This is a genomic window from Dietzia sp. B19 (assembly GCF_014145155.1).
GTDB lineage: Bacteria > Actinomycetota > Actinomycetes > Mycobacteriales > Mycobacteriaceae > Dietzia > Dietzia natronolimnaea.
On sequence record NZ_JAALED010000016.1, the window covers coordinates 1 to 12,134 of the forward strand.

The following is a 12,134-nucleotide window of genomic DNA, read 5'->3' on the forward strand; positions in this document are numbered from 1 at the left end:
GCACGCGGGCCCGCTGGAGTGCGCGCCGCTGGAGGTGGCCGACCCGGTGATGATCGCCACCAACCTGGGCGGCGCGCACCGGGCCTCGTGCGAGCAGGCCAGCGGCGGCTACTGGCGCCACCTGACCACCGAGAACACCGCGCGCGACTGGGAGGAGGTCCGCCGCGCGCTGGGCCAGGAGCGCATCTCCATCCACGGCCTGTCCTACGGCACGCTCCTGGGCTCGACGTACGCGACGCTCTTCCCCCAGCACACGGACAAGCTGGTGCTGGATTCGGGAGCGAACCCGGACTGGATGTGGAACGACGTCCTGCTGGAGCAGAACGAGCCCTACAAGCGCAGAGTGGTGGCGATGTTTGACTGGATCGCTGCCAACGACGCCGTGTACGGGCTGGGCGACACGCCTCTCAAGGTGTACCAGCGCTGGTCGCAGCGGGTGATGGCCGAGTCCGGCACCACCCCGACCATCGCCCCTCCCCCGGCGAAGATCGGCGACGTGCCTCCGGAGTGGCAGGCGCTCGCGCAGCAGTACGTGGACGGCGTCACGCTCACCGGGCCGCTGCGGGCGCAGATCGAGGGACTGTTCAACCAGCTCCGCACGCCCGGCGCGGTGCAGGCCCTGTCCCCGATGCTCGGCGCGACCCGAGGCCTTGCCCCGCAGACCTCGGCCTGGCCGGTGATCGCCGAGTCGCTGCGCGACGGCACCCCGATCGGCCCGCAGGATCCGCAGATGCCGGAGCTCCCGCAGGAGGCGATCATTTCTACGAACATGCAGGCCACCGTGCTGTGCAACGAGAATCGAGTTGCCCCGCGGCTGCTGGACTACCCCGGGTTCCTGTGGACCCAGTTCGTCACCGGGGACATCTTCGATGCCGTCGGCCTGAGCTACAGCTCGGGGGCCGCGTGTGCCGGCGCGCCCCCGGTCGCTACGCCCGTTGAGGTCCACAACGCAGGCCTGGCCACCGCACCGCTGCTGATCAACTCCCTGGCGGATCCGCAGACGCCGTACCGAGGTGCACTCGCCCTGGCCGACCGCATGGGCGCGCACGTGCTCACCGTCGAGGGCGGCGACCACGGGCAGGTGGCCAAGGGCAACGCCATCGTCGACGACGCCGTGGTGGAGTACCTGCGCACCGGCCACACCGGGGTGACCCACGCACCGGCCCCGCCGATGCCAGTGGCGGAGTAATAGATCAGGTCCACACCCCACCAGCGCCACACCGCATCTCACCGTTCGCAGGCCCGTGCGCAGAACGGTCATTACCCTGCCTGACATGAGTCAAGGTGCGTCACTCCTGCGGGTCGGGATCGCTTATGTCATCGCCATCGGCGCCGGGTTGGCGTGGCTGCTGTGGGGGCTCGACAGCGGCCAGCTGTGGCTCGACGGCCTGATCGCCGACCTCATCGCGACCGTCGTGATCTTCGCCTTCAGCCGCTTCTACGGGAACTCCACCTTCTACGACGCCTTCTGGTCGGTCATCCCACCGCTGCTGGCGTTCTACTGGTGGATCGCCGCCGACGCGGGGGTGAACGACGTCCGCTGGTGGCTCATGATGGTCGTGCTGCTGGCGTGGGCCATTCGCCTGACCGCCAACTGGATCCGCACCTTCCCCGGCATGCACCATGAGGACTGGCGCTACCCGATGGTCCGCGAGCGGGCCGGCCGCTTCGAGTTCGTGGCCGACCTCATGGGCATCCACGTCTTCCCGACCCTGCAGGTCTTCGCGGGACTCGTCCCCGTCTACGTGGTGGCGACCAGGGCCGGTGAGCCGCTCGGGTGGCTGGACTTCGTGGCGTTCGGCGTCGGTCTGGCCGCGCTGGCCCTCGAGACAATCGCCGACCTGCAGATGCACCGCTTCATCGCCACCCGGACGCCCGGGCAGGTCATGGACACCGGCGTGTGGTCGTGGTCCCGGCACCCGAACTACTTCGGCGAATGCGGGATCTGGTTCTCCATGGGCCTGTTCGGCCTCGCGGCCTGGCCCGGCGCGTGGTGGGTGTTCGTGGGCACTTTTGCCATGGTGGCGATGTTCCTCGCCGTGAGCATCCCGATGATGGAGCAGCGCAGCCTGGAGCGGCGGCCCGAGTACGCGCGCGTGGTGGAGCGGGTGTCGCTGTTCATCCCGCGCCCGCCCAAGAAGCGCCCGCAGGAGAAGAGCCGGACCACGACCTCCGCGTGAGCCGCCCCCGGATCGTCGTGGTGGGCCTCGGGGATACCGGGGTCCTCACCGCGATTGCGCTCCGCAGGCACGGCGACGTGGTGGGCATCACCGCCAAGCCGGAGTTCGTCAGCGGCCAGGAGCTGGGCTTGCGGCTGGCACGGCCGGAGGCGTGGACGCGCGACTACCGCATCGCCTACAGCAGGTTCCGGGGCCTCGACCACGTCCGCATCGTGCACGGCAGCGCGACCGCCCTCGACACCGAGAACCGGACCGTACGCGTGACCCTTGCGGACGGCGCTGCGGGTGAGGGTTCAGCCGGTGAGAGCTCGGTGGTCGAGGAGCCGTACGACGCCCTAGTCGTCGCCACCGGGGTGACCAACGGATTCTGGCGCCACCCCACCCTCCAGGACTCCCGCGGCGTCGACGCCGACATCTCCCTCCCCCACCAGCGCATCGCAGCGTCGAGGTCGGTGGCGATCATCGGCGGCGGCGCGGCGGCGCTGAGCTCGGCGGCGCAGGTGGCCGAACGCTGGTCGGCCAAGGAGGTAGACGTCTACTTCCCCGGCGACCGCGCACTGCCTCATCACCACGACCTCGTCTGGGACAGGGTGCGCTCACGACTGGAAAGCCTCGGCGTGGGCCTGCATCCCGGTCACCGCGCGGAGCTGCCGGCGGGGGACGTCGCTGGTGGAGACGGCGGCGACGCTGCGAACCACAACAAGAACGACGACGACGACGACGACGAGCACCTCACCAGCGCCCCCGTGAGCTGGACGACGGGTCAGGCACCGACCACAGCAGATGTAGTGATCTGGGCGATCGGCCGCGTCACGCCCAACACCGGTTGGCTGCCCGCGGAGATGCTCGACGACCGGGGGTTCGTCCGCGTGGAGCCGACGCTGCGAGTGGCCGGGCACAGCGACGTCTTTGCGGTCGGCGATGTGGCGGCCACCGACCCGCTGCGCACCTCCGCCCGCAACCGCGGACACCTCCTGGTCGCACGCAACATCCGTGCGCACCTTCAGGGCGGCCCGCTGCGCGACTACCGGCCCCCGAGGCGCCGCTGGGGATCGGTGCTCGGCCCGCTGCGCGACGGACTCATCGTCTTTACCCCGCCCGGACGGGGCGTCCGCGTCCCCGCCCCGGCGTCCCATGTGGTGCTCCAACGGCTCATCACCCACCAGCTGATCTACGGCGGGGTGCGCCGGCGGGCTCGGTGAGTTCCTGCACGGGACGGTACGGGTCGGCGACCGGGCCCATAGGCACTGACCTGCACGGCGGGTCGAGCGGTCGCACGGTCCTGCCGGCGGCGCTAGGTTCGAAGCATGCCTGAATTCACTGTTCCCGGATTGTCCAACTCTGATTCCTCGACGCTCGTAGACACCCTGCAGAAGCGACTCACGGCGTGCAACGATCTGCACCTCACGCTCAAGCACGTGCACTGGAACGTGGTGGGCCCCAACTTCATCTCGGTGCACGAGATGCTCGATCCGCAGGTCGAGCTGGTCCGCGGCTACGCCGACGTGCTGGCCGAGCGCATCGCGACCCTGGGCGGCTCGCCGGTGGGCACGATGGGCGCCAACGCCGACCACCGCTCGTGGGACGACTACTCGCTGGGCCGCGACACCGCGCAGGCGCACCTCGGTGCCCTGGACAAGGTGTACGACGGGATGATCGGCGACCACCGCAAGGCCATCGCCGTGGCCGGCGAGGTGGACCCGGTGACCGAGGACATCCTCATCGGCCAGACCGCCGAGCTGGAGAAGTTCCAGTGGTTCGTCCGCGCCCACCTGGAGAACGCCTCCGGCTCGCTGCCGACCGCCGACAACGCCACCGAGAAGGGCGCGGCCCGCGACGCCACTGCGTGATGGCACGCGGCTGACCCCTCGAGTACGAACCGACTGGCCGGACTCCCCCACCTGGGAGTCCGGTCCGAGACCTTCTGCAAACCACGAGCGAAGCCTTAGTCGGCGAACAGCCACTCATAGTTGGCTGCCCTCCCGCGACCTCGCGAACTCACCGAGCGTTACCAGCCAGCCGTGCAGTGGAAAGACATCGGCTAGCTGTTCTGTCCACGCAGGTTGGGTACGCGGTCGGCGGGTGATGTGCCATTGAGTGCATTGTGGCTGCGGTAGTGATCGCGGTGATGCAGGAACGCCGGTGGCCGGGCTGTGCGTTCTCACTCGCTGCGGAAGAGGCAGGCGTAGGCGCAACCTACTGGACGGATCCATCCACTCCCGAACAACAGGAACCCGTGCGCCGGGCGTTGGCTGCGGCGCCGGGCACGCTGCCGTTGCTGGTACCGACGGAGCAGATGTTGGAGGTCGATGGCCTCCGCGACGACGGGACTGCGGGCCCCGGTCGCCCGGGAGGTTCACGTGCCGTGCCGAGGCACAGTCGAGGTGAACTGCGCTAAGTGGCGACGACTACGAGGGCAGTTGCGCGCTTGGCACCACACTCAATCGCCAATCCACCCGAACTGCATCACGGCAAACTGTCCGCATGTTCGTCGATGTCAGAAGCTACCGCTATCGTGCGGGGCGTGGGGCGTTCGCGTGCGGGTTGCAGGGTTGCAGTCCGTACGCCCGGAGCGCCGCAAACTGTAAGACGAGCGGAGAAATCGGCGAGTGCAATGCGAGGTGGCGCGACACTCACCCAGCGAGGCAGCTCCGATCGAGGGCGAGTGCGCTCGCCGTGTCGGCAAGTTGCACCAGTGACACACGGTACGATCAGGTAACTAGGCAGAAGGGAAGGGGCCCGCTGTGATTGCCACACAACCATCGCGCCTGTCTAACGCAGCCATCGCTAAGTTTGCCGAGCGAGTCGGGCGCGAGAACGACCTATACGACGATGGACGAGCCGATCTGGATTATCTACTAAGGCTATTCGGCGGAAAGATAGAGTATCGCGACGGCGGGGAAGCGCTCCATGTCCGCAGCCCAGCCGACTTCACCATATTCCTCCCTCGCTTCACCTCTGTAGCCCGCGACCGCTTTACTATCGCACACGAGCTCGGGCACTACTTTCTTCATTATCGCCTGCCCGAGCTCAACGATGAGCGCGGCTACGGAAGAGGAAGTAGAAATAGAGCCGAGACTGAGGCAAACGTCTTTGCATCAGCCCTACTAATGCCAAGCGCAGAATTCGCAGAAAAATGGAACTCCCTAGAAAAAGACGAATGGTTGGTAGCGAATCATTTCGATGTTTCACCGGCTGCCGCCAGGGTCCGGGCGGAAGTACTAAATCTGAAGTGAGTGGAAAAATCTACGGCCCGCAGTCCAAGCTGTTTCTATCTTGCGACCTAACGGGCTCCACTGCATTTAAGCAAAGGCCGAAAAATGGCGATGGCGCGCCCCCCTGGCAAAAGGTCTTTCTTCAGTTCTACCGCGAGTTTCCTCAGCAGCTCTTTGCTCAGCGCAAGGACTACGGCTGCTCCATAGATTTCGAATTATGGAAGGCCGTAGGAGACGAACTAATTTTCACCTGCGACGTTTCAGCTGAGACTGACATTTGTGACGCAGTCAGCGTATGGGTGAGAACGCTCAGCGCGTACAAAGAAGACAATTTACAACATGAAGGCCAGTCAGGACTAGGAGTCAAAGGCGGAGTCTTTCTGGGAACGTTCCCCGGCCCGGATCACGAGTCGACGATTCCGAGATCACCCGACTCGGAAAGCTCCGGCAGAGATGTAGTCGTACTTAACCGCGAAGCCTTGCTAACCGCTGACAGAGAGGTCGAAAAGTACATATTCGACTTTTTTGGACCAAGCATCGATACAGGGTTTCGAGTTTTAAGTAGATGTAGTTCGCGGTACCTTACACTATCCGTGGAAGTAGCTCTCGCACTGGCACTAATGGATCGCACGCCGTGGGGCTCAGGAGGACCGGGAGGCGAGTACACATTTCCGAACTTATTGCTGCTAGAAAGTATGGAGTTAAAAGGGGTATGGGGCGGGCGCAGCTATCCCATTTTCGCTCTGGACCTAGAGGCCGATGATCCGGTAAACGCTGCAACCAAGAAGTTCTTACCATCGACGGCCACCCAGGATGACATCAAACAGCTATGCGAGGCCTGCTATGACAGCAGTGGCTGGCCTTTCAGAATGTACCTGCCAGAGTCCAAGCTTGGGAGGTTCGGCGAGGTCCCTACCGATCCACTTGCCGACTACTTAGATAGGGCCCCCGATCCCGCAGAAGGCGGCGAAGAAATGGCTCCAGATTTTCAAAATCCGGTAGAAGTCCCGGAAGATAAACTCCCTACTCGACCAACCGGGTAACTGCCCGGCCAAATAGGCATCCCGAGCCTATTACACCAGCGACGGCGCCCTGTCCCGTCCGGGTCAGGAATTTTTGAATCTTCGAACGACAAGTCGGCCATCTTCGCGGATTAGACCATACTCGAGGGCCGCGGGGGTGCTACTCAAATCCGCGTAGACGCACCGGACGAATACGAAAGTGCCGGGATAGGCCGCCGCGTACCGCTCCAACTCGCGCCAACGACCGCCAAGGTTTACGCTTGCCGCCTGGACGAAAAGGTTGTAGCCTTCGTCGGGCCCGCCGAGACTATGCCCAATCCCGTGGCCTCGATGAACCTTCGGTGCGTTCTCTGGCTGCTGAAGGGGATACCCAGACATCCGTGAGGAGTTGCGCCGCCTTGTCGGTGATCTAGAGATTCCATAAACACCTACTAGCCTTGATTCCGCGGCGGGCGCGTCGGCAACTGTGGTATCCCACAAGTAGGTGAAAGTCGAAACTTGGAAGGACCTCAGTTCGCGCGGGCCGGGTGTCCCACGTTCATAAAGCCAAGCCCATTCGCCTTCCAACGCCCTCCCATATTGCTCATTCCCTTCACTGCACTTAGCAGCCCACTGCCGCATCGATTCGTAGTCAACAAAAAACCGTCCTCCGGGCTCGAGGTCGCTGACTTCTCCATCCATCGGGGCTCCGTCCTCGCTCTGAACGCGCTGGATTCTGCAACGGCTGGCGATCGATCAGACCAGCGTGCCTGCCGCGGCGAAGCCACTTGGTCTGGGGTGGGATAAAATCAGTGACCTCGCGGTATCGAAGATCCGCATCTTAGTTTGCGACCAGCCCGGCCACCTCAAGAGCGTACGCTTGCTCGGGGTCGATGAGGAGTTCCGTGACCGAGTCAAAATTGTGACCATGGATGGGTTCGCCGGATACCTCTCGGCCGCCGCCAAGGCAGTACCTGCGGCCCGCACGGCGATGGCATCAATATAGATTCCTGCTCCTGCGCCGTTCATACTCGGCGAACCACTTCGAGTAGTCGTCGACATAGAGCTTGGCCATACGTCCGCAATCAGCGCAGGCGTCGGGGTCACTGTTGTCGAACTCACGCGGAAGGATTACCCAGGCTGTCCGGCCACAGAACGCCCCAACCGGGACATCGTCGAAATTGATGTCTTTGCTCGCGAAGACCGCATCCGTTGAGGCAAACCGAAGCGCCGACCGAGAGATCGCATGAACTTTCCCTGGCTCTTCTGGGAGGCAGCGTTCCAACCCGAACGGACCTCGCTTATGGTCAAAGCTCGTCAAAACTGCCCGCGTGTCGCGAATCTTCATTCTTTCGCACCACTATCTAATCGGAGTTCAGCGCCATTCATGCACTGTAGCCAGACTCTATAGCACTAGTCTGACAGCGCGAATGGACTAGATGCCGTACGGCAAGGCTCCGGTATCGGTGCTAGACCGGAGAGAGGCCCTCTGGTTGTTCTTGTCTCCGGCCCCAGAGGGATACTCGGGCTGGCACTGCGGCTGTTGCTACCGGTATCGGTTCGCTGAGCACCGTTCCCGCCGCTCGCTGACCCCAGCGGTGGCGCAGGGGACCCGGGGGCGACCAGACTCACTGCGTGCCCAATACCGACCTGATGTTCGCGGTCATCGGCGCGGCCCTGCTCATCGGGTCGTTCCTCCCGCGCCTGCTCCGCGAGCGGGTGCTGTCCGCGCCGATCGTGGTGGTGGGCGTGGGCATGCTCATCGGCTGGCTGATGCCCACCGAGTCGCAGCTCGTCGACGTGATCGAGCACGCGGAGCTGGCCGAGCGGATGGCCGAGATCACCGTGATCGTGGCGCTCTTCGGCGTGGGCCTGGCACTGGACCGGCCGCTCAGCCTGCGCGGGTGGACCACCACGTGGCGACTGCTGGCGATCGGCATGCCCCTGTCCATCGCAGGAGTGGCGGTGCTGGGGTGGTGGGTACTGGGGCTGACCCCCGCGGTCGCCGTGCTGCTCGGGGCGGTGCTCGCCCCGACCGACCCGGTCCTGGCCTCCGACGTGCAGGTGGAGGGTCCGAGTCCGGGGAGGAGGTCGACGACGAGCACGACGAGGCCCGCTTCGCCCTGACCTCCGAGGCCGGGCTGAACGACGCCCTCGCCTTCCCGTTTGTTTACCTCGCCATCTACCTGGCGACCAAGGGGGATCCTGGCGAGTGGCTCCTGGGCTGGGTGGCGTGGGACCTGGTGGGCAAGACGGTCATCGGCGCGGTGGTGGGCTATCTCCTCGGCCGGCTCATCGGCGCCGCGGTCTACCGGGTGCGGGTGGGAGACCACCGGCTGGTGGGATTCGCCGAGCCCGCCGCCGCCGTGGCCACGCTCCTGCTGGCGTACGGCGTCGGCGAACTGCTGGGCGGCTGGGGCTTCCTCGCCGTGTTCTGCGCGGCGCTCGGGGTCCGCGCGTCCGAGCGTGACGACGAGCGCCACGAGCACTTCCACGAGTTCGTCGAGTACACCGAGCACCTGCTCACCCTGCTGGTCCTGCTGGTGATCGGCGCCTCGTTCATCTCGGACGCGCTCCCCCGCCTGCACTGGACCCACGTAGCGGTGGCGGCCGGCGTCCTGCTGGTGGTCCGACCGATCGCCGCCTGGGTCTCGCTTCTGGGGGACCGCAAGCTCCGCCGCGACGAGCGGATGGTGGTCTCGGTGTTCGGCGTCCGGGGCGTGGGCTCGCTGTTCTATCTCTGCTACGCGATGGGCTTCTTCCCCAAGGAGGACGGCTGGTCGCTGTGGCCGGCGGTGTCGCTGATCATCATCGCCTCACTGGTGCTCCACGGGGCGAGCGCGTCGCAGGTCATGCGGGCACTGGACCGCCGGCGGGCCCGGGCCGGGACCTGAGCCATCGTCCGTACACCCACCCGACAGCGATTCCGACCAGGTGCCCCACCGAACCGAGGGGCAGCGAGAACAGGAACACGATGTTGATCGCAACCAGGATGGCCAACCATTGAGTAGTCGTGCCTCCGAAGATCCGTGACGACGGGCGCATCGCCAGCACCGCCGCGGTCACGCCGAATACCGCCGCCGAGGACCCGACGATGGTCCCGTCCTCCGCCCACGTCGGGACCGCAGCGGTCGCGGCCACAACACCCAGTGAGCCCGCCACCCCGGCCAGCAGATAGACCGCCACCACATCCACAGCGCGTGCGGACTTCTCCAGCAGTGGCCCGAACGCCGCCAGCATCACCACCATCAACACGACGTGTACGAGGAGGTCGTGGACGAATATCACGGTCAGCGGACTCCATGGCCGTTCACCCAACCCCTCAGCGCTTCCCGGAAGGGCGAGCCGCTCCGCGATGTCGGGGCTCACCAGCTGGGCGACGTACACGACTATCTGGATGGCGATGATCGAGAGGACGGCGGGACTGCTCTTCAACCTCGTGAACAGCATCAGCGGTGTCCTTACTCGAGATGCGCCGGCGACGTGGAGAACCGCCGGCCCCGACGCCGATCGGCGCAACGGAGTTCACTGTCCTGCCTCCGCGGTTCATTACCTCACGGAGTGCTGTCGAAGGTGACGCGAACGAGAAATGGCACACCGGGGACGTTTCACCCCTCTACACCTGCCGCGCGACCTCCGAGGCCACGAGCTCCAGGTGATCGAGATCGGACATGTCCAGAACCTGCAGGTAAATGCGCCGGGCACCGATCGCCGAGTACCGGCCGATGGTGTCGACCACCTGATCCGGGGTTCCGGCCGCGCCGTTGGCCCGCAGTTCCTCCGGATCCCGGCCGATGGCGCCGGCCCGGCGGGCGAGCTCCGCCTCGTCGCGGCCGCAGCACAGGACCAGGGCCGCTGAGCGCACGATCTCCCCCGGCGCCCGGCCGCGCTCGGCGCACGCCTCGTCGACGCGGCGGTACTGGGTGGCCACGGTGTCGACGTCGGCAAAGGGCACGTTGAACTCGTCGGCGAACCGGGCGGCCAGTGCGGGGGTGCGACGCTTGCCGAAGCCCCCGACGATGACCGGCGGTCGCTGCTGCAGCGGCTTGGGCAGGCCGGGAGAGTCCACTAGATCGATTCGCTTGCCGCGCACGGTGACCGTCTCGCCCTCGGGCGTCGACCACAGGGTCTCCAGTGCGCCGAGGGTGTCCTCGAGCATGTCGAACCGCTCGCCGATGGGCGGGAAGGGGATCCCGTACGCGGTGTGTTCGTCGTCGTACCACCCGGCGCCCAGGCCGATGTCCAGGCGTCCCCCGGACATCTGGTCGACCTGCGCGAGGGAGATCGCCAGCGGGCCGAGGTGCCGGAACGTCACCGAGGTCAGCAGGGTGCCGAGCCGGATGGTGCTGGTCTCCCGGGCCAGGCCGGCCAGGGTGAGCCAGGCGTCGGTGGGTCCGGGCAGGCCGCTGACGTCGCCCATCTTGAGGTAGTGGTCCGAGCGGAAGAACGCCTCGTAGCCCAGCTCCTCTGCCGCGCGGGCGACCGCGAGCTGATCAGCGTAGGTGGCACCCTGCTGGGGTTCGACAAAGACGCGCAGCCCGACCTTTCCATCGGACGCGCGGTCGGTGGTGGCGCTGGGCGCGGTGGCGGAGCTGGACGCGGGCTGGCTGGAGTCGGCTGGCATGACGTCCAGAATGCCTCCGCTTGATCAGGCGTGCCAGGCGCCGGGGGGACGAGACGAGACAGGTGAGCTCACTGCACGCTCTCGACGCGTTGCCGCTCCCTCAGCCGCAGCACGCGCTTGACCACAAACCAGACAAACAGGATCGCGATGATCGCCAACACCGCGTTGGACAGCACCCCACTCCACCGCTCCAGAACGGGCTTGATCGCCGGGCCAAAGACGAACCCCGCGCCAATCCAGATCGCGTTCCACACCCCGGATCCGATGAGGGTGTAGGCGGAGAAGTGCAGGACGGGCATTCGGCTGATCCCGGCGGGTATCGAGACGAACGAGCGCACCAGGGGGACGCAGCGCCCCAGCAGCACGGCCACTCCGCCCCACCGCTGGAAGAAGGCTTCCGATTTGTCGAAGTCCTCGTAGTCGAGCAGCGGGATCCTGCCCACCAGGCTCCTGGTGCGATCGCGTCCGAGCGCGGCGCCGACGGCGTACCAGATCCAGGCGCCGATCAGCGCGCCCGCGGTGGCCGCAGCCCAGGCGAGGGAGAAGCTCATCCGCCCCTCGTAGGCGAGGAACCCGGCCCCGGGCAGCACCGCCTCGGACGGGATCGGTGGCAGGAACGTCTCGAGCAGGATCGCCATGCCCACGCCGAGCTCGCCCAGTGTCTCCATGAGATTCAGGACCCATCCGATGAATCCGCTGTACTCGGCCGAGGGTTCGACCGGCGGTGCCGCGGCAAGGGTGATCACATCGATGTCCGTTTCTCCCACGCTCGGGGCCCGCCGAGCGTCTCTGGTCGCGGGGCCGGGTGTCCACGGCCCGGTCGCGGTGCAGCGCATGCCCGGCAACCATTGGAGGATACCGGTTCAGAACCCCGGGTTGGCTGAGAGATTTCCTGTCGTGAACGGCCGAGCGGGCCGGCCGGCGTGGGAGTGGTGCGGCGAGACCACTCGCTCACCAGTGATCGCAGCTACTACTGCACCCGTCCCTTTGGCCGGCACACGCGGCCGTCGCTGCCTTCGCCGCGGATCTGGTGCGCGTGACGCTCGACGGCGATCAGCTCGGGGAGTTCACCGCCGCCACCGAGGACTCCGCGCCGGCGGCGTACAGCGAGGGT

12 protein-coding genes are annotated in these 12,134 nt (G+C 66.1%); 8 read left to right on the forward strand and 4 right to left on the reverse strand.

Annotation, left to right across the window (positions count from 1 at the left end; translation table 11 throughout):
• The 6 genes from G6020_RS00775 to G6020_RS00800 all read left to right on the forward strand — a co-directional run.
• The coding region (locus G6020_RS00775; RefSeq protein WP_182609331.1) for an alpha/beta hydrolase at nucleotides 1–1,189 on the forward strand (1,189 nt) is incomplete at its 5' end.
• An 85-nt stretch (nucleotides 1,190–1,274) separates the two neighbouring features.
• Nucleotides 1,275–2,180: a DUF1295 domain-containing protein gene (locus G6020_RS00780; protein ID WP_182609332.1), complete on the forward strand. Its 906-nt coding sequence runs from the start codon at nucleotides 1,275–1,277 to the stop codon at nucleotides 2,178–2,180.
• Complete coding sequence (locus tag G6020_RS00785; RefSeq protein ID WP_182609333.1) at nucleotides 2,177–3,382, forward strand: FAD-dependent oxidoreductase; 1,206 nt, start codon at nucleotides 2,177–2,179, stop codon at nucleotides 3,380–3,382. Before G6020_RS00780 ends, G6020_RS00785 begins: the two co-directional genes overlap by 4 nt.
• A 105-nt stretch (nucleotides 3,383–3,487) precedes the next feature.
• Nucleotides 3,488–4,030 (forward strand): DNA starvation/stationary phase protection protein, encoded by a 543-nt coding sequence (locus tag G6020_RS00790; RefSeq protein ID WP_182609334.1) that lies wholly within the window; start codon nucleotides 3,488–3,490, stop codon nucleotides 4,028–4,030.
• 894 nt (nucleotides 4,031–4,924) lie between these two features.
• Nucleotides 4,925–5,416 carry an ImmA/IrrE family metallo-endopeptidase gene (locus G6020_RS00795; protein ID WP_182609335.1) on the forward strand — a complete coding sequence of 164 codons (492 nt, stop codon included), beginning with the start codon at nucleotides 4,925–4,927 and terminating at the stop codon, nucleotides 5,414–5,416.
• On the forward strand, nucleotides 5,413–6,438 hold the full coding sequence (locus G6020_RS00800) for a hypothetical protein (protein WP_182609336.1): 1,026 nt from the start codon (nucleotides 5,413–5,415) through the stop codon (nucleotides 6,436–6,438). Before G6020_RS00795 ends, G6020_RS00800 begins: the two co-directional genes overlap by 4 nt.
• A gap of 955 nt (nucleotides 6,439–7,393) precedes the next feature.
• On the opposite strand, the gene G6020_RS00810 is transcribed toward G6020_RS00800, so the two are convergent.
• Nucleotides 7,394–7,744: a hypothetical protein gene (locus G6020_RS00810; protein ID WP_182609337.1), complete on the reverse strand. Its 351-nt coding sequence runs from the start codon at nucleotides 7,742–7,744 to the stop codon at nucleotides 7,394–7,396.
• Between the two features lie 287 nt (nucleotides 7,745–8,031).
• Between G6020_RS00810 and G6020_RS17470 the strand changes: the two genes are divergently transcribed.
• Nucleotides 8,032–8,523, forward strand: a complete 492-nt coding sequence (locus G6020_RS17470; RefSeq protein ID WP_311201640.1) for a cation:proton antiporter — start codon at nucleotides 8,032–8,034, stop codon at nucleotides 8,521–8,523.
• A 53-nt stretch (nucleotides 8,524–8,576) separates the two neighbouring features.
• Entirely contained in the window at nucleotides 8,577–9,290 is a 714-nt protein-coding gene (locus tag G6020_RS17475; protein ID WP_347238274.1) for a cation:proton antiporter, read from the forward strand.
• Here G6020_RS17475 and G6020_RS00820 read toward each other — a convergent pair.
• The 3 genes from G6020_RS00820 to G6020_RS00830 form a co-directional block, all read right to left on the reverse strand.
• Nucleotides 9,247–9,846: a rhomboid family intramembrane serine protease gene (locus tag G6020_RS00820; RefSeq protein WP_107745814.1), complete on the reverse strand. Its 600-nt coding sequence runs from the start codon at nucleotides 9,844–9,846 to the stop codon at nucleotides 9,247–9,249. The genes G6020_RS17475 and G6020_RS00820 overlap by 44 nt on opposite strands.
• A gap of 166 nt (nucleotides 9,847–10,012) precedes the next feature.
• Nucleotides 10,013–11,020, reverse strand: a complete 1,008-nt coding sequence (locus tag G6020_RS00825; RefSeq protein ID WP_241731275.1) for an LLM class F420-dependent oxidoreductase — start codon at nucleotides 11,018–11,020, stop codon at nucleotides 10,013–10,015.
• Nucleotides 11,021–11,088: 68 nt separating this feature from the next.
• On the reverse strand, nucleotides 11,089–11,766 hold the full coding sequence (locus G6020_RS00830; protein ID WP_182609338.1) for a VTT domain-containing protein: 678 nt from the start codon (nucleotides 11,764–11,766) through the stop codon (nucleotides 11,089–11,091).
• Nucleotides 11,767–12,134: the final 368 nt, after the last annotated feature.

Excerpts from the sequence above, each read along its gene's own strand:
- G6020_RS00790 (WP_182609334.1), top strand. The coding sequence starts at position 3,488 with ATGCCTGAATTCACTGTTCCCGGATTGTCCAACTCTGATTCCTCGACG.
- G6020_RS00810 (WP_182609337.1), bottom strand. The coding sequence starts at position 7,744 with ATGAAGATTCGCGACACGCGGGCAGTTTTGACGAGCTTTGACCATAAG.
- G6020_RS00825 (WP_241731275.1), bottom strand. The coding sequence starts at position 11,020 with ATGCCAGCCGACTCCAGCCAGCCCGCGTCCAGCTCCGCCACCGCGCCC.
- G6020_RS00780 (WP_182609332.1), top strand. The coding sequence starts at position 1,275 with ATGAGTCAAGGTGCGTCACTCCTGCGGGTCGGGATCGCTTATGTCATC.
- G6020_RS00820 (WP_107745814.1), bottom strand. The coding sequence starts at position 9,846 with ATGCTGTTCACGAGGTTGAAGAGCAGTCCCGCCGTCCTCTCGATCATC.